The organism is Salinicola lusitanus (genome assembly GCF_038648475.1).
GTDB classification, from domain to species: domain Bacteria; phylum Pseudomonadota; class Gammaproteobacteria; order Pseudomonadales; family Halomonadaceae; genus Salinicola; species Salinicola lusitanus.
Genome location: NZ_CP151919.1, coordinates 878,376 through 894,301 on the forward strand (window position 1 = coordinate 878,376; position 15,926 = coordinate 894,301).

At 65.4% G+C, this 15,926-nt stretch carries 14 protein-coding genes and 1 tRNA gene; 13 read left to right on the plus strand and 2 right to left on the minus strand.

Annotated features, from left to right (window positions below; translation table 11 throughout):
• The first annotated feature begins 69 nt into the window (after window positions 1-69).
• The 5 genes from AAGT95_RS04085 (at window position 70) to AAGT95_RS04105 (ending at window position 3,587) form a co-directional block, all read left to right on the plus strand.
• Window positions 70-146, plus strand: a tRNA-Pro gene (locus AAGT95_RS04085).
• A 357-nt stretch (window positions 147-503) separates the two neighbouring features.
• Window positions 504-848 (plus strand): hypothetical protein, encoded by a 345-nt coding sequence (locus AAGT95_RS04090; RefSeq protein ID WP_342595643.1) that lies wholly within the window; start codon window positions 504-506, stop codon window positions 846-848.
• A 168-nt stretch (window positions 849-1,016) separates the two neighbouring features.
• On the plus strand, window positions 1,017-1,865 hold the full coding sequence (locus tag AAGT95_RS04095; RefSeq protein WP_342595644.1) for a cytochrome b/b6 domain-containing protein: 849 nt from the start codon (window positions 1,017-1,019) through the stop codon (window positions 1,863-1,865).
• Window positions 1,852-2,634 (plus strand): molybdopterin-binding protein, encoded by a 783-nt coding sequence (locus tag AAGT95_RS04100; RefSeq protein ID WP_342595645.1) that lies wholly within the window; start codon window positions 1,852-1,854, stop codon window positions 2,632-2,634. The genes AAGT95_RS04095 and AAGT95_RS04100 overlap by 14 nt, the downstream gene beginning before the upstream one ends.
• A 134-nt stretch (window positions 2,635-2,768) precedes the next feature.
• Window positions 2,769-3,587, plus strand: a complete 819-nt coding sequence (locus tag AAGT95_RS04105; protein ID WP_342595646.1) for a hypothetical protein — start codon at window positions 2,769-2,771, stop codon at window positions 3,585-3,587.
• 52 nt (window positions 3,588-3,639) lie between these two features.
• On the opposite strand, the gene AAGT95_RS04110 is transcribed toward AAGT95_RS04105, so the two are convergent.
• Window positions 3,640-3,867, minus strand: a complete 228-nt coding sequence (locus AAGT95_RS04110) for a hypothetical protein (RefSeq protein ID WP_342595647.1) — start codon at window positions 3,865-3,867, stop codon at window positions 3,640-3,642.
• A gap of 154 nt (window positions 3,868-4,021) precedes the next feature.
• Here AAGT95_RS04110 and rapA point away from each other — a divergent pair, with 154 nt between their 5' ends.
• The gene (gene rapA, locus AAGT95_RS04115; RefSeq protein ID WP_342595648.1) at window positions 4,022-6,973 is read left to right on the plus strand and encodes an RNA polymerase-associated protein RapA; all 2,952 of its coding nucleotides are present in this window, start codon (window positions 4,022-4,024) and stop codon (window positions 6,971-6,973) included.
• 49 nt (window positions 6,974-7,022) lie between these two features.
• On the opposite strand, the gene AAGT95_RS04120 is transcribed toward rapA, so the two are convergent.
• On the minus strand, window positions 7,023-7,928 hold the full coding sequence (locus AAGT95_RS04120) for a TIGR01777 family oxidoreductase (RefSeq protein WP_342595649.1): 906 nt from the start codon (window positions 7,926-7,928) through the stop codon (window positions 7,023-7,025).
• Window positions 7,929-8,752: 824 nt separating this feature from the next.
• Between AAGT95_RS04120 and AAGT95_RS04125 the strand changes: the two genes are divergently transcribed.
• The 7 genes from AAGT95_RS04125 (at window position 8,753) to AAGT95_RS04155 (ending at window position 15,915) form a co-directional block, all read left to right on the plus strand.
• The gene (locus AAGT95_RS04125; RefSeq protein WP_110603368.1) at window positions 8,753-9,670 is read left to right on the plus strand and encodes a MerR family transcriptional regulator; all 918 of its coding nucleotides are present in this window, start codon (window positions 8,753-8,755) and stop codon (window positions 9,668-9,670) included.
• 126 nt (window positions 9,671-9,796) lie between these two features.
• Window positions 9,797-11,233, plus strand: a complete 1,437-nt coding sequence (phrB, locus tag AAGT95_RS04130; protein ID WP_342595650.1) for a deoxyribodipyrimidine photo-lyase — start codon at window positions 9,797-9,799, stop codon at window positions 11,231-11,233.
• Window positions 11,234-11,271: 38 nt separating this feature from the next.
• On the plus strand, window positions 11,272-11,712 hold the full coding sequence (locus tag AAGT95_RS04135; protein WP_342595651.1) for a nuclear transport factor 2 family protein: 441 nt from the start codon (window positions 11,272-11,274) through the stop codon (window positions 11,710-11,712).
• Between the two features lie 54 nt (window positions 11,713-11,766).
• Entirely contained in the window at window positions 11,767-12,555 is a 789-nt protein-coding gene (locus AAGT95_RS04140) for an SDR family NAD(P)-dependent oxidoreductase (RefSeq protein WP_342595652.1), read from the plus strand.
• Entirely contained in the window at window positions 12,552-13,880 is a 1,329-nt protein-coding gene (locus AAGT95_RS04145) for an NAD(P)/FAD-dependent oxidoreductase (RefSeq protein WP_342595653.1), read from the plus strand. Before AAGT95_RS04140 ends, AAGT95_RS04145 begins: the two co-directional genes overlap by 4 nt.
• Complete coding sequence (locus AAGT95_RS04150) at window positions 13,871-14,641, plus strand: DUF1365 domain-containing protein (protein WP_110603360.1); 771 nt, start codon at window positions 13,871-13,873, stop codon at window positions 14,639-14,641. The genes AAGT95_RS04145 and AAGT95_RS04150 overlap by 10 nt, the downstream gene beginning before the upstream one ends.
• Window positions 14,638-15,915, plus strand: a complete 1,278-nt coding sequence (locus AAGT95_RS04155; protein ID WP_110603358.1) for an SAM-dependent methyltransferase — start codon at window positions 14,638-14,640, stop codon at window positions 15,913-15,915. Before AAGT95_RS04150 ends, AAGT95_RS04155 begins: the two co-directional genes overlap by 4 nt.
• Window positions 15,916-15,926 lie beyond the last annotated feature (11 nt).

The window sequence follows — 15,926 nt, forward strand, 5'->3', positions numbered from 1 at the left end:
CCGCGCCCTTTGATGAGTATAATTCACCTCCGTCGAACAGCCCCAACCGGCACGAATCGACGATTTGATCGGAATATAGCTCAGCTTGGTAGAGCGCTGCCTTCGGGAGGCAGAGGTCGTAGGTTCGAATCCTGCTATTCCGACCACAAAACATCGTGAAAACCGCCACTTAGGAAATCCCTTCGTGGCGGTTTTTCTTTGCGCGCTCGTCTAGGTTCCAAATAGGTTCCCAGTGAACCGTTAGCGCATTGCGGCTTGGATCGCGCCGGGGGCTCACCGAAGGCTGCCGGCCCCACCTAAGAAGCATGGGCAAGCGCGTCTACACTCCCTAAAGTGATACAGGAGAGTGATGCCGGAAACTGGCTGGAGCAAATCAAGGCACTCCAGCTCGGGTAGCACGGGCAGAGTCGACAGAGCCGGCGCCTTGGGGCGCCGCCCATCGGACAGAATCTTTACCTCTCGCCACCAGCGCTCGCCAGGGCCCGCCCGCCAGGAGAATCCTCATGTTCACATGGCTTCGCACCACCACCACCATCGCGCTCTGTCTGGCCTTGGCCAGCGCCGCTCAGGTCAGCGCACAGGACAGCGAGGCACCGCCCCCCTGGCCGGCGAAAGCCATCGAGGCGTCCCAGGCGCAGTGCCGCGCCAACATCACCGCCAGTGGCATCGAGGGGCCCAAGGTCGAGCGCTACTGCGAATGCGCCACCAAGGCGCTGCAGGCGCGTTTTTCCGCGGCGGAGGTCCGCAAGATGCAACGCAACTACGACCCAGGCGATGGCGAAGATAGCCGCCCCCCCGAGCTGGACAAGACGCTCGACCAGTGCTCGCCGGTTCTCGAATCCCAATAGCCGCCGGGCTGCCCACGCCTCGCAGCCGCGACGCGATTGTCCTGAAGATGAGAGGGTGAGTAGGTAAGCACAGCGAGCCGCGCCACCGCAGCGGCCATCTTGGAACGCCCCGCCTGTCGGCACGCCATGGCAGGCGCCAGCGACCGTCGACCTCGAGGACACGATGTCATGACGCACGATACCGCACGCCGGTCGCACCGGGATCGGCGCCATCGGCTTCCCGTCCGGCTCTGGCACTGGTTCAACCTTTGGTGCCTGATCGTACTGCTGATGAGCGGCCTGCAGATATTCAACGCTCACCCTGCCCTCTACTGGGGCAGCGCTTCGGATTTCTCCGATCCCTGGCTGGAGATGTACGCCATCCGCGGCGCCGACGGCGAGATCCAGGGCCAGACCGCGCTCGGCCCCTGGGTCTTCGATACCACCGGCGTGCTCGGCTACTCCGGCCACGGCGATCAGGCCAGCGTGCGCGGATTCCCCGCCTGGCTGACCCTGCCGAGCTATCAGTACCTGACCATGGGACGACTCTGGCATTTCTTCTTTGCCTGGCTGTTCGCCGGCGCTGGCGCGATCTTCGCTCTCTACGCCCTGTTCAGTGGCCACCTGAAACGGGATCTCTGGCTGCCGGCGGCGCAGTGGCGCGGCCTGGGCCGCGATATCCTCGATCATCTCCGCCTGCGCTTCCACACGGCGCACGGGCACTACAACGGGCTGCAGAAACTCAGCTATCTCGGCGTGCTGTTCGTCGCCCTGCCGCTGATGATCCTGACCGGCCTGTGCATGTCGCCCACTCTCAACGCTGCCGCTCCCTGGCTGCTCGATCTCTTCGGTGGCCGCCAGAGCGCACGCTCGATCCACTTCATCGTCGCCGGCTCGCTGGTGGCGTTCGTGGCGATCCACCTGCTGATGGTGATACTCAGCGGCCCGATTCGCCAGGTCCGCGACATGGTCACCGGTGGCAGGCGTCAATCCGGCGCCACCGACACGGTTCGAGGAGATCGTCATGAAACACCGTGATACCGGCTCCCGCGGGCTGCCGCGAAGGCGCTTCCTGCAGCGGATGACGTTGGGCGCCGCCACGCTGGGGCTGGCCGGCTGCGATCGACTGTCAGGTAACGACCGCGTGGTGGAAACCCTGGGTCTGGCCGAGCGGCTGAACCTGCGCGTGCAACGCTTCCTGGCCGGGGAGCGCGGCCTGGCGCCGGAGTACCCGGCCTCGATGATCGACGAGACCTTTCGCCCCAACGGCTCCACCGACCCGCAGGCACCACGCTATCGGGAACTGGCCGCCAACCGGTTTCGCGACTGGCGCCTGGAGATCGGCGGCATGGTAGACAACCCGCTGTCGCTATCGCTGGACGCGCTGCAGGCGCTACCGGCCAGGACCCAGATCACGCGCCACGACTGCGTCGAGGGCTGGAGCGCCATCGGCCAGTGGCGCGGTCCGGTGCTGGCCGACCTGCTCGACCGCGCCGGCGTCGGGCCTCGGGCCCGCTACGTGGTCTTCCACTGCATGGATCAGTTGGGCGGCGAGGACTATTACTACGAGAGCCTGGATCTGAGCGAGGCGCGTCACCCGCAGACGATACTCGCCTACTCGCTCAACGACGAGCCGCTCCCCATCGCCAACGGCGCACCGCTGCGACTGCGCGCGGAGCGCCAGCTAGGGTACAAGATGGCGAAGTATCTCTCCTCGATCACGCTGGTCGAGAGCTTCGAGTCCATCGGGAGAGGCGCGGGCGGCTACTGGGAGGACCGAGGCTACACCTGGTATGCCGGCATCTGAGGGCGGCGATACCGTCGTGCCCCGCCGGGGGCGATGCTTGACAATCCCGCACGATCGACTGAACTCGAGATAGCGGCTTTCTCAGAAAAATTAGCCCGATGGCCGCCCCACGATTCGCAAGGAGAAGGATTCTCATGCCAGCTATCCACGCCACTCGCGCGCTTCGCCTGGCGCTGTTCGGCCTGACCGTCGGCTGTTTCGCCGCCAGTGCCCTCGCAGCGCAGGACACCCCCAACCATCTGCGCGGCACCATCACGGCCGTCGACGACGACGGCATCACCGTCGAGTCCCTCACCGATGGCAGCAGCCATCGGGTGACAATCGGCGATGACACCCGACTCGCCGCCGTCAGCAAGAGTAGCCTCGACGAAATAGAAGAGGGAACGTTCATCGGCACCGCCAATATGCCCGGCGAGGACGGGCAGCCGGCGAAAGCGCTGGAGATGGTGATCTTTCCGGAATCGATGAAAGGCACCGGCGAGGGCGACTACCCCTGGGACATGCCACGTGGCGCCACCGAGGGCGGATCCGGCGGTGAAAAACTGGGCGGCAGCGGCAGTGGCTCGACCATGACCAATGGCACCGTCAGTTCCACCGACGGTGGTGACAAGATGGGTGGAACCTCCAGCGGCTCGACCATGACCAACGGCACCGTCAGCGCCACCGACGGCGGTGGCAAGATGGGCGGAGCCTCCAGTGGTTCGACCATGACCAATGGCACCGTGAACCGTGCCGCCGACGAAGACGGCATGATGACGCTGACCGTCGACTATGGCGATGGCAGCAAGCAGATCCGCGTGCCGAGCGATGTTCCCACCGTGAAGGTCAGCAAGGGCTCCAGGGACGATCTCAAGCAGGATGCGGCGGTCTTCGTCGCCGGAGACATCACCCAGGACCCGATCGAGGCCAAGGTGGTCATCGTCGGGCTCGATGGTACCGTGCCCCCGATGTAAACCGCTGCCGCAGCCGGCCACGCCTTCCCGCCTGGCCGCTGACGAGACTCGCTCAGACGTCGTCGCGCATCCCCTGCCGGCGACGTTCCCTGTTGCGCCGATAGCGCCTCACCAGCGCCAGCCAGCCGGCAGCCACCAGCATGGCGGCAAGCGTCACGCCCTGCCACGGTCTCGCCTCATCCCCCAGCACGGTTTCCAGCGTGATGATCAGGATGAAGCCCGTGGCCTGGCTGGCGATGGCCATTCGCCGCAGGCCGTCCCGTTGACTTGTCCCCGCCATGCCTTCTCCTCTAGCCCCGGAATGGACGCTGGCGCAGTGTAACGCCGTTGACCGGGCATGCCGAATCCTTCAGTGCTTAAGGCCGCCCCCGGTTTAGGCTAGAATGCGTCGCCCATTCGATCCGTTCCCGCAGCGTACACACGACCGAGGCACCATGAGCGACTTCTCTCCCGGCCAGCGTTGGATCAGCGACGGCGAAACCGAGCTCGGACTCGGCACCATCCTCACCGTCGATGCACGCAGCGTTACCGTGCTGTTCACCGCCAGTCAGGAAACCCGCACCTACAGCGCCCGCCAAGCCCCCCTGACCCGCGTCGTATTCGGGCCTGGCGATCGCATCGATACCGCCGACGGCGGACAACTGGCCGTCGAGCACGTCGAGGAGCGCGATGGGTGCGTGATCTATCATGGCCAGAACGACGACGGCGAGACCGTGTCGCTCAGCGAAGCCAAGCTCTCCGACAGCATGCGTTTCCACCAGGCCCAGGACCGCCTGCTGACCGGGCAGGTCGATCGCAATGACTGGTTCGAATTGCGCTACCGCTCGCTGCATCACCACCAGCGCATCGCCCGCAGTCCGGCGCTGGGGCTCGCGGGCCCCCGTATCGATCTGATCCCCCACCAGCTGTATATCGCCGACGAGGTGTCACGGCGTCACGCGCCGCGGGTGCTGCTCGCCGACGAGGTCGGGTTGGGCAAGACCATCGAAGCGGGCTTGATCCTGCATCGCCTGCTGTTGACCGGTCGCGTCGATCGCGCCCTGATCCTGGTGCCCTCCAGCCTGACGCATCAGTGGTTGATCGAATTGCTGCGCCGCTTCTCGCTGTCGGTCACCCTGCTCGACGAAGCCCAGAGCGAGGCGTTCGACGAAGAGAACCCGTTCGAGAGCGGCCAGTGCATCTTGGCCAGCCAGGAGTGGCTGTTCGCCAACCCCCACCGGCAACGCCAGGTCGAGGAGTGCCAGTGGGACCTGCTGATCGTCGACGAGGCGCATCATCTCGACTGGTCCCCGCAGGCGGAAGGGCCGGGGTATGCCTGCATCGAGAGGCTCTCGGCGCATATCGCGGGCCTTCTGCTGCTGACCGCGACGCCGGAACAGATGGGGCTGGAGAGCCATTTCGCCCGACTGCGTCTGCTCGACCCGGACCGCTATCACGATCTGGAGCGTTTCCGTGAAGAGGAGGCTGGTTACACGGCCGTGGCGGCGGCGATCGAGGCCCTCGAGCAGCTACCGGGAGATGCCGCCGCACGCGATCGCATCGGCGCCATCATCGACGACGGCGACAGCCGCGCGCTGCTCGAAACGTTGCTGAATCCCGAAAGCGATATCGATCAGCAGCAGAGCGCCCGACGCCAGCTGCGCGAACAGCTACTGGATCGCCATGGCACCGGTCGCGTCATGTTCCGCAACAGTCGACGTCATGTGGGAGGGTTCCCCGAGCGTCACCTCCATGTCGCTTCGCTGCCGATGCCCACGGCCTACCGTGAACAGTTTCAGGAGCTGCGCGAGGGCAATGACCATTTTGCCGCCCGCCTGACCGCTGCCGATCTGGGCACCCACGACGCTCGCCTCTATCCCGAAGCGGCATACCGCGCCCTGCACGATGACGCGATCCACGCCGACACGCCATGGTGGCAGTTCGACCCCAGGGTCGAATGGCTGATCGACCAGCTCGAAGCACTGGGCAGCCAGCAGAAGGTCCTGGTGATCGCCCATCGACGTCAGACCGCCGTGAATCTGGCCGAGGCGATGCGGGTGCGAGCCGGCATCCAGGCGCCGGTCTTCCATGAAGAGATGAGTCTGGTCGAGCGCGACCGCGCGGCAGCCGCTTTCGCCGACGACGATAGCGGCTGCCAACTGCTGATCTGCTCGGAGATCGGCTCGGAGGGGCGTAACTTCCAGTTCTGCCACCACTTGGTGATGTTCGATCTGCCGTGGCACCCCGATCTCCTCGAGCAGCGCATCGGACGGCTCGACCGCATCGGCCAGCTGCACCCCATCGATATCCATGTTCCGGTGATCGACGGCAGCCCCTCCGAGGTGTTGCTGCGCTGGTACCGGGATGGACTCGCTGCATTCGAGGCCCCGCACGCCGCGGGCGGTGACGTGCTCGAGGCCTTCGGCGACGCCCTGCGCGAAAGCCTCGACGACGGTCATGAAGAGAGTAACGGCCTGGACTCCCTGATCGAGGAGACTCGCGCCTTCAACGACGCCCGCCTCGCCGAGCGCGAAGCCGGTCGCAACCGCCTGCTGGAGTGGAATGCCTGCCGCCCCGAGCGGGCCGACGCGGTGATCAGCACGGTCGTGGAGCAGGACAACGACAGTGCCCTGCCGCGCTACGTCGACCAGGCGCTGGATGTATTCGGCGTCGATGGGCGGGATCTCGGCAATGGGCTGATGCATCTCGCCCCGGGGTCACACATGATCGACAGCCTTCCCGGTCTGGCCCAGGGCGACGAGGGATTTACCGTCACCTACTCGCGGACCAGAGCGCTGGCACGCGACGATATCCAGCGTCTTTCCTGGGAACACCCGCTGGTCATGACCGTGATGGAGCGCGTGCTCGACTCCAGCCTCGGCAACACCGCGCTCGCCCTGCTCAAGCACCCCAGCATCCCCGGCGGCAGACTGATGCTCGAGCTGATCTATCGCACCCACTGCCCGGCGCCGCGCAGACTGCAGCTGGGACGCTTCCTGCCGGATACCGGGATCCGCGTTCTGCTCGACGAGAGCGGTACCAACCTGTCGGACAAGGTCACGTTCAGCGGACTCTCCCGCAACCTCCAGCGGGTCAAGAAAGGCGTTGCCAGGGAGCTGCTGAAGTCGCGCCACGATCAGCTCCGGGAACTGCTGGCAGAGGGGGAGCGGGAAGCACGACGCGAGTTGCCGACGCTGGTCGAGCGCGCCCAGCGGGAGATGCGGGAAACGCTGGACCTGGAACTCTCGCGGCTCAAGGCACTGGCGCGACACAACGGCGCCATCCGCGACGATGAGCTACGGGCGATGAGCGACGAGCGGCACGCACTCGACACCGTCATCGAGAGCGCAACGCTGCGTCTCGATGCGGTGCGCGTGATCGTCACCGTCGACAAGGATGCGCGCTAGTCGGCGCCCGCGACGCCCTGCCAGGAAAGCGGCAATCGCCACCCGCCGGTCAGCGGGAAACGATGGCCGCCAGCGCCTCGTCCAGGGTGGGATAGCGGAAGGTGAAACCGGCTTCCTGCAACCGTCGCGGCAGCATGCAGGCGCCGGTCAGCAGCAGTCGGGACATCTCTCCCAGCCCGAGCTTCAGGAGCGGCGCGGGAACGCATAGCGCTGCGGGGCGATGCAGATGGCGCCCCATGGCACGGGTGAATTCGGCATTGGTCACCGGGTTGGGCGCCGAGCCGTTGAAAGCCCCGCTCAACGCGGATTCCTCGAGCAGGAATTCGATCGCGCCGACCAGATCCTCCCGATGGATCCACGGCATGTACTGCCGCCCGCTGCCGAGACGTCCGCCCAGCCCCGCCTTGAACGCCGGCATCATCTTGGCCAGCGTGCCGCCGCCGGCATCCAGCACCAGCCCGGTGCGCAGGCAGGCGACTCTCACCCCGAACGCTTCGGCCTTGACGGCTTCCGCTTCCCAGGCCCGACACAGGCGATGGGCGAACTCATCGTGGGGCGGGGTTTCCTCGGTCACCTCGCGGTCGCCCTGATCGCCGTAGAACCCCATGGCCGAACCGGAAACGAGCACCCGCGGCGCCTGTCCTTGCTGCGCCAGGTGCTCGCACAGCGCAACGACATCCCGCGTGGCGTGCCGCCGCGATTCGACCAGGCGCGTCTTCTGAGGATCGCTCCAGCGCCGGTCGGCGATCGGTTCGCCGGCCAGATTGACGATGGCCTCCGGCGAGGAAGATGCGAAATCCGTGGCATCGTCGCCTATGCGAACGTCATGGGGAAGCCGCTGGCGGGCCCGCTCGGGGTCTCGGGAGACCACCATCACCTCATGGCCGGCCACCAGGGCCCGCTCGATCAACCGTCGTCCGACGAACCCCGTGCCACCCGTGATCAACAAGCGCATGGTCGTTACTCCCGGTCATATCGAAGTTGTACAACATTCACAGGTTAGCAGCCGGGACGCCTACACGCGCTCGTCGACGCCGATCTGCTCCCCTAGCGGACTGGAAGCGGCCCTACCTCATCCGCCACGACGCTTCCGCCACGCCGTACCAGCGACACCCACTGGCGAGCGCCCTTCGAGTCGCCAGGGCAGGAGCTCCAGGCATGGGTCGCCCTCCCATCGCCCTCCCATCGCGTTCGCCTCCAGGGAGACGAACGAGTCCTGCCTCGAAACGCCCCCGAAGCGATAGCCGTCGAACTGGCCGGCCAAGGCGTCATCCGGACCTGATCCCCGCCCCCCTTTCACCGCGGCTGGCGGGCACCCGCGGGCTAGGCCCCGGGTCAGATCGAGGAGGTCGCGAGACGACACCCGGTTTGTCTGGGATGACCCGACTCGGTCGCCCAGCCACCCGCGTTCATCGCCACCGCCGAATCGCGAGCATCGCTTCGGTCAGCCGCTGTACATTGCATCGATGTTGTACAAAACACTTGAACCGTACAACATCTTCACCCATCCTTGGAGCATCGAGACGACATCCATCGTCTCGTCACGACTCGTCGAAGTCATCGGCTGCGTGGCGCCCGGCGCCCAACCAGGGTGACGGTGACAAGGCATCAGGGCATCATTGCACGTTGAAACGACTGCAGATTGATGAGGTGCGGCCCCGATAGATGACCGCGCCGATGTTCTGGACCGCTCTAGCCCGCGATGATGACTCGCTATATTGATATGGACCAACCAATTCGACGAGACGGCGCACGCAGAGACCTCATGGGAGGACTTGCATGACTTATCAGGCAATGGATTCCAGTGCCGCGCCGCTCTACCCGATTCGTGAAGTATCGCGACTCACTGGAGTCAACTCCGTCACGCTGCGCGCCTGGGAACGGCGCTACGGCTTGATCCGTCCCCAGCGCACGCCGAAGGGCCACCGCCTCTACGGACGCAACGATATCGAGCGCGTCGAGCGCATTCTGCAATGGCTCAACCGGGGCGTCCCGGTCAGTCAGGTGCGCGAGCTGCTCGACCAGCCAGAGACCGTGGAGACGCCCGCTCCCCAGATGGGAGATTGGGCCAGCCAGCGCCAGCATGTGATTCAGGCCGTCGAAGCGCTGGACACCGGCCGACTGGAAGTGCTGTTCAATCAGAGTCTGTCGCTCTACCCGGTCGGCCTGTGCATCGCCGAGCTGTGGCAGCCCGTCGTTTCCCAGCTCGAGGAGCGCTGGGGAGAGCAGTACGGCGCCACACTGCAGCGCCGCCTGCTGGAGTCCTTCCTGCGTACCCGCATCGGGACGCGAATCTACCATGCCAACCAGTTGAGCAACGCAGGCACGGTATTGGTAGCGCGGCTGCCGGATGACGACAGCGGATTCTGGTCACTGTTGATGGGTCTGGCGGCGTCGGCCTCGGGCTATCGCGTTCAGTTGATCGATGGGGAGATGCCGTTGAGCGAGTTCCCGCTCGCCGTCGAACGCCTCGACACCGAAGCGCTCCTGCTTGCCAGCGGCCACGCCGAGCGCAGCGACGTCATCCGCCGCCAGCTGCCGCGTCTGGCGGAACAGTGCGAGGCACCGGTGTGCCTGGTGGGCCCGGTTGCCCGCATTCGCGCCAGCGACCTCGAGAACACCGCCGTCGCCGTGCTCGGCGAGGACATGAGCCAGGCGTTGAGTCGGATGCGAGCGATGATCGACTCCCGCACCTGACTGGTAGCGCCGGCCGGGAGCTCGCCGACATGACCGGTACCGGGGGTGGCAGTGCCATTGCCACGCGGGCAGGCAGCACACGGCGCATGGATGCGCCGTCCATTTACCGGTAACAGGGAAGTGCCCATGTCAGCGACGCAACTGGTCTGGTTCCGCAATGACCTCAGGACTCTCGATCACACGGCGTTGAGCGCGGCGGCCATGAAAGGACCCGTGGTCGGCATCTATCTTGCCTGCAGGCAACAGTGGCGAAGCCATGGCCATGGCGCCAACAAGATATCGTTTCTGCATCGTGGCGTCATCGCGCTGGCGGAGGAGTTGAAAGCGCTCAACATTCCGCTGCTGTATCGCGATATCGATGATTTCGATGCCGCCCCCGGGACACTGCTGGAGGCGGCTCGTCGAATCGACGCCCAGGCGCTCCATTTCAATCGTGAGTATCCCCTCGACGAGCAGCGCCGTGACGAAAGGGTGACCGACGAGTTCACCCAGGCGGGTCTGGCCCTCTTCGACTACACCGATCACATCGCCTTCGAGCCAGGCGAACTGCTGACCGGACAAAATGAGTACTACAAGGTCTTCACGCCGTTCTCCAGGGCCTGGCATCAGCGCGTCGGTGCCGATCAACTGGCGCTGCGCGACACGCCCCGGCGTCAGGCCAGGCTGGACATCGCCAGTGACCGGATTCCGGCGCTCGCCGAGCGGGACCGCTCCGACATCGTCCCCCCTCAACCGTCGAAGATCCAGGAGGCGCCCTGGCCGGCTGGCCAGGAAGCGGCCGCCGATCGTCTGGCCGATTTTTTGCGGCAGCGGGCGCGCCGCTACAACGACGATCGCGATTTTCCCGCCATTGCCGGTACCAGTGAGCTCTCCGCCTATCTCGCTACCGGCATGATCTCTCACCGCCAGTGCCTGCAAGCGGTGATGGCCAACAACGGTGGCCACCTGGCCGATGGGGACGCCGGCCTGGCGAGCTGGACCAATGAACTGGTCTGGCGCGAGTTCTATCAGCATATCGCGGTCGGTTTTCCCCGCGTCTGTCGCCACCGGCCCTTCAAGCTCGAGACCGACAAGTTGAACTGGCGCCACAGCGACAAGGATTTCGCAGCGTGGTGCGAAGGCCGTACCGGCTTTCCGCTGGTCGATGCCGCGATGCGCCAACTGGTCGCCACCGGCTGGATGCACAACCGGCTGCGCATGGTGACGGCGATGTTCCTGAGCAAGCACCTGCTGCTCGACTGGCGGCGGGGCGAGGCCTTCTTCATGGAGCATCTGGTGGATGGCGACTTCGCTTCCAACAACGGCGGCTGGCAGTGGGCCGCATCGACCGGTACCGATGCTTCGCCCTACTTCCGGATCTTCAACCCGACGACGCAGTCGCGGCGCTTCGATCCGGAGGCGACATTCATCGCCCAATGGCTTCCGGAGCTGGCCGATCTACCGGCCAAGAACCGCCACGAACCCAGCGCGGAACAGCGCCACAAGACAGGCTATCCCCCGGCCATCGTCGACCACAAGTTCGCCAGAGAGCGGGCGCTCGAAGCGTTCAAGAATCTAGGCTGATACCGACACGACGCCAATCACGATTCAGGAAGCCTCCAATGACAGCATCCGAAGCGCCCACCATCGAATCGTTGACACATTTCTGCACCCTCTTCCAGCCCCTGACGTCCAGCGGCTTGCCCGCCCTCGAAGAGTGTTACAGCGACGATGTCGATTTCGCCGACCCCCTGCACCGCCATGTCGGCCGCGACAACCTGATGGCCTATTACGCCGACCTGATGGAAGGCGTCCGCCACTGCCATTTCGAATTCCATGACCGCCAGCTTCTCGGTGCCACCAGTTTTTTGACCTGGACCATGGAGTTGGCGCATCCAAGGTTGCGTGGCGGACGTAACATCAGCGTGGCTGGCTGCTCCCACCTGCAGTGGCAGGGTCAACGGGTCTGCCGTCATCGCGATTACTTCGACGTCGGAGCCATGCTCTACGAACACCTGCCCGTGGTGGGATGGATGGTCAAGGGCGTCAAGAAGCGGCTCTGAAGCATCGGCCACCACGACAGGCGATCGGTTTTTTCAAACCAAAGAGGAAGGGGCATGGCGAGTCTCTCGGGAACCCGACGGATCTGGCTGACGGGGGCGACTTCGGGCATCGGCGAAGCCCTGGCCAAGCGGCTGCTCGCCGACGGTCATCGCGTCGCATTGACCGCGCGCCGGAAAGAGGCGCTGCAACAGTTGGCGGAGGGCTTTGACAATGCGCTGGTGGTACCGGCCGATCTCACCGACCGTGACGCCACGCGTCGCGCCGGCAACGCCATCGACGATGCTTTCGGGGGTCTCGATATCGCCCTGCTCAATGCCGGCACCTGTGAATACCTGGATGTCGCCCGCTTCGATGTCGAGCTGGTCGGTAGAGTGTTCGCGACCAACTTCCACGGCACACTCCATGCCATCGATGCTGCGCTACCCTTGCTGCGGCAAGCCAGGGGCGGCGAACGACGACCGCTGCTGGCGGGCGTTTCCAGCGCGGCCGCCTATCTGCCGCTGCCGCGTGCGGAAGCCTACGGCGCCTCCAAGGCAGCGATATCCCATTTCCTCGAATCCCTGCGCCTCGACCTCGACGCCGAGTCGATCGACGTCAGCGTGATCCATCCGGGTTTCGTCAAGACACCGCTGACCGAGCGCAACGACTTCTCGATGCCGATGCAGATCGAGGTGGAACAGGCCGCCGACTACATCATCGACGGTCTCGAGCGAGGTCGGCTGGATATCCACTTTCCACGTCGCTTCACGTTTCTGGTCAAGGCGCTGGGCATCCTCCCGCCGGGACTGCGGCGCCGCTTCGGCCTGCGCATCGCCAACCGCCGCCGGGGAGAGTCGGCATGACCCAGCCCCCGCAGCGGATCGCCGTGGTCGGCAGCGGCATCGCCGGCATGACCGCCGCCCACTATCTCTCCCGTCGCCATCAGGTCTCTCTGTTCGAGGCCGACTCACGACTGGGTGGCCATACCGCGACCTTCGATATCGATACCGGTACCGAACGCCACGCGATCGATACCGGCTTCATCGTCTACAACGATCGCACCTATCCGCTTTTCGAGGCGCTAATGGCCTCGCTGGGCGTCCCGGGCCAGGCGACGGAGATGAGCTTCTCGGTCCACGAGAGCGATCGCGACTTCGAGTACAACGGCCACACCCTGACCAGCCTGTTCGCCCAGCGCCGCAACCTGTTGCGCCCGCGCTTCTACCGCCTGCTCAACGACATCGTCCGTTTCAACCGCCGGGCGACCGGCGATTTCCTGGCCGACCGCCTGTCGCCGTCACTGACCCTGGGTGACTACCTGGCCGGCGAGAATTACGGTGAAGATTTCCAGCGTCGCTATCTGCTGCCCATGGGGGGCGCCATCTGGTCCGCCAGCGAAGCCGGCATGCGCGACTTCCCGGCCCGCTTCTTCGTGCGTTTCTTTCATCATCACGGCCTGCTGTCGCTGACCGACCGCCCTCAGTGGCACACCATCATGGGAGGCTCGCGGGCCTACATCGCCCCGCTTACCGAGCCCTACCGCGAACGCATCCATCTCTCGACCCCCATCCTCGGCCTGGTCCGGGACGATGACGGCATCAGCCTCCACACGACGGCCGGTGAACGGCATTTCGACCAGGTCGTGCTCGCCTGCCACAGCGATCAGGCGCTATCCATCCTGGGCCCTCAGGCGAGTCGCGCCGAGCGGGAGGTGCTGGGGGCGATCGGTTACCGTCGCAACAGTGTCGTGCTGCACAACGACACCGGCATGTTGCCGCGCCGCCGCCGGGCCTGGGCGAGCTGGAACTATCGCCTCGACGGCCGCGATGCAGAGGCGTGCGTGCCCGTCACCTACAACATGAACATTCTCCAGCGGTTGAAAAGCGACACCACCTTCTGCGTGACGCTCAACGATGAGCAGAACATCGACCCGGCCCGCGTGCTGGGCCGCTACGAGTACGCCCATCCTCAGTTCACGCTCGCCGCGCAGCAGGCCCAGGCCCGCCACGGCGAGATATCCGGCGCTTCCCGACGCACCCATTTCTGCGGCGCCTACTGGCGCAACGGTTTCCACGAAGATGGCGTGTGGAGCGCGCTGCGCGTGGTCGAAGCGATCGACGGCAGCCGACCGTCACCCGCAGCGACAGCGCCCGCGGCAGATCACCAGGAAGGGACACCATGCCATTGAACGATGCCTGTCCCCGCAGTCGTCTCGCCGTGGGCCATCTGCGCCACCGGCGCTTCCTGCCGCGCTGGCACGCCTTCGATTATCGCGTGTGGATGCTGTGGCTGGATCTCGATGAGCTGCCGGCGCTGCTGGCGCGAACGCCAGGTTTCGGCACTCGGCGTGGCGCGCTGGCCCGCTTTCGTCGCGAGGACTATCTGGCGCCGCATGACCTGCCGCTCTCCGACGCTGTCCGGGCGCGCCTCAGGGAGGAACTGGGCAGCGCTCCGACCGGCCCGATCCGCATGCTCAGCCAGGTCCGGCTGTTCGGCATGCTGTTCAATCCGTTGACGCTCTATTACGCCTACGATGACGAGGAGAGGCTCCAGGCGGTTCTCGGTGAAGTCACCAACACGCCATGGCGCGAGCGCCAGGTCTACGCCTGCCGGGTCGATCCGACGCGCCACACGCAGCAGGCCGCATTCGACAAGCGCCTGCACGTCTCGCCCTTCAATCCGATGCAAATGCGTTACCACTGGCGCTTCAACTCGCCGGAAGCACGTCTGCTGATGCACATGGAGACATGGCACCAGGACGCGCGCCATTTCGATGCCACGCTGACACTCACGCTCAAGCCAGCGACGCGAGGCGCGCTGGTGATGGAGTTGATCAAGCATCCCGGCATGACGCTCAAGACCATCGTCACCATTCACTGGCAGGCGCTCAGACTCTGGCTCAAGCGCACGCCGATCCACGACCATCCCGGACGGGAGACTTCGTCATGACAGCCGCCCGATCACCCTCCACTCACCCCGCCGCGGACGCACCGAGGCTGTCACGCTGGCTGCGCCTCCGCATGCTCAGGGCGCTGGACGACCTGGAGGGCGGCAGGCTGACGCTGCGCGAACGAGATAGCGTCCACCACCTGGGGCGTGGCGATACTGGCTCATCGACGGTCCATGTCGACATCACCATCCATGATCCGAACGTGTGGCGCCGCTTCGCCCTGGGCGGCACCGTCGGCGTCGCGGAAGCCTATATGGATGGCGCCTGGGAGGTCGACGATCTGGTCGGCCTGGTGCGTCTGTTCGCGCGCAACATCGAGCGCGTCAACGATGGCATGGAAAACGGCACCGCACGCCTGCGCCGCTGGGCCTTGACGGCGCTTCACGCCCTCCAGCGCAATACCACGCGGCGCTCTCGGCGCCATATCGCGGCCCATTACGACCTGGGCAACGAGCTGTTCGCGACATTCCTGGATCGGGAGCACTGGATGTACTCGAGCGCGGTGTTCCCGCGCGCCGAGGCCACGCTGGAAGAGGCGTCGACACACAAGCTCGATCTCATTCTCGACAAGCTCGCGATCGAGCCGCACCACCATCTGCTGGAGATCGGCACCGGGTGGGGCGGACTGGCGATCCACGCTGCCAGGACGCGAGGTTGCCGCGTCACCACCACCACCATCTCGGAAGAGCAGTACGCCTTTACCGCCGAACGCGTCCGCGAGGCCGGACTGGCGGACCGGGTCACCCTGCTGAAGGACGATTACCGGGACCTGGAGGGTCGCTTCGATCGGGTGGTCTCGGTGGAGATGGTGGAGGCCGTCGGCCATCAGTACCTGGGCACTTACTTCGCCTGCATCGACCGACTGCTGAAGCCGGACGGCCTGGCGCTGCTCCAGTGCATCACCATTCGCGACCAGCGTTTCGAAACCGCCAAGCGCGAGATGGACTTCATCAAGCGCTATATCTTCCCGGGAGGCTTCCTGCCTTCCCATACGGCGATGCTCAACGGACTGAGCCGGCACACTCAGCTCAACCTGCTCGACCTGGACGAGATCGGACTGCACTACGCCCGCACGCTGCGGGAATGGCGCCTGCGCTTCGAATCCCGTCTCGACAAGGTGCGTGCGCTGGGCTACGACGAGCGCTTCATTCGCATGTGGCGCTACTACCTCTGCTACTGCGAAGGTGGCTTCCTGGAACGAACCATCGGCACCAGTCATCTGCTGCTGGCCAAACCGGGAGCCAGGCGCGCACCGCTCACCGGCAGCGTGTAGCCGCCGGCCGA

Bases quoted from the DNA above. Each gene is read 5' to 3' on its own strand.
- AAGT95_RS04125 (WP_110603368.1), top strand. From the start codon at position 8,753: ATGACTTATCAGGCAATGGATTCCAGTGCCGCGCCGCTCTACCCGATT.
- AAGT95_RS04090 (WP_342595643.1), top strand. From the start codon at position 504: ATGTTCACATGGCTTCGCACCACCACCACCATCGCGCTCTGTCTGGCC.
- AAGT95_RS04100 (WP_342595645.1), top strand. From the start codon at position 1,852: ATGAAACACCGTGATACCGGCTCCCGCGGGCTGCCGCGAAGGCGCTTC.
- AAGT95_RS04120 (WP_342595649.1), bottom strand. From the start codon at position 7,928: ATGCGCTTGTTGATCACGGGTGGCACGGGGTTCGTCGGACGACGGTTG.
- AAGT95_RS04145 (WP_342595653.1), top strand. From the start codon at position 12,552: ATGACCCAGCCCCCGCAGCGGATCGCCGTGGTCGGCAGCGGCATCGCC.
- AAGT95_RS04140 (WP_342595652.1), top strand. From the start codon at position 11,767: ATGGCGAGTCTCTCGGGAACCCGACGGATCTGGCTGACGGGGGCGACT.
- AAGT95_RS04135 (WP_342595651.1), top strand. From the start codon at position 11,272: ATGACAGCATCCGAAGCGCCCACCATCGAATCGTTGACACATTTCTGC.
- phrB (WP_342595650.1), top strand. From the start codon at position 9,797: ATGTCAGCGACGCAACTGGTCTGGTTCCGCAATGACCTCAGGACTCTC.
- AAGT95_RS04155 (WP_110603358.1), top strand. From the start codon at position 14,638: ATGACAGCCGCCCGATCACCCTCCACTCACCCCGCCGCGGACGCACCG.
- AAGT95_RS04150 (WP_110603360.1), top strand. From the start codon at position 13,871: ATGCCATTGAACGATGCCTGTCCCCGCAGTCGTCTCGCCGTGGGCCAT.
- AAGT95_RS04110 (WP_342595647.1), bottom strand. From the start codon at position 3,867: ATGGCGGGGACAAGTCAACGGGACGGCCTGCGGCGAATGGCCATCGCC.
- rapA (WP_342595648.1), top strand. From the start codon at position 4,022: ATGAGCGACTTCTCTCCCGGCCAGCGTTGGATCAGCGACGGCGAAACC.
- AAGT95_RS04105 (WP_342595646.1), top strand. From the start codon at position 2,769: ATGCCAGCTATCCACGCCACTCGCGCGCTTCGCCTGGCGCTGTTCGGC.
- AAGT95_RS04095 (WP_342595644.1), top strand. From the start codon at position 1,017: ATGACGCACGATACCGCACGCCGGTCGCACCGGGATCGGCGCCATCGG.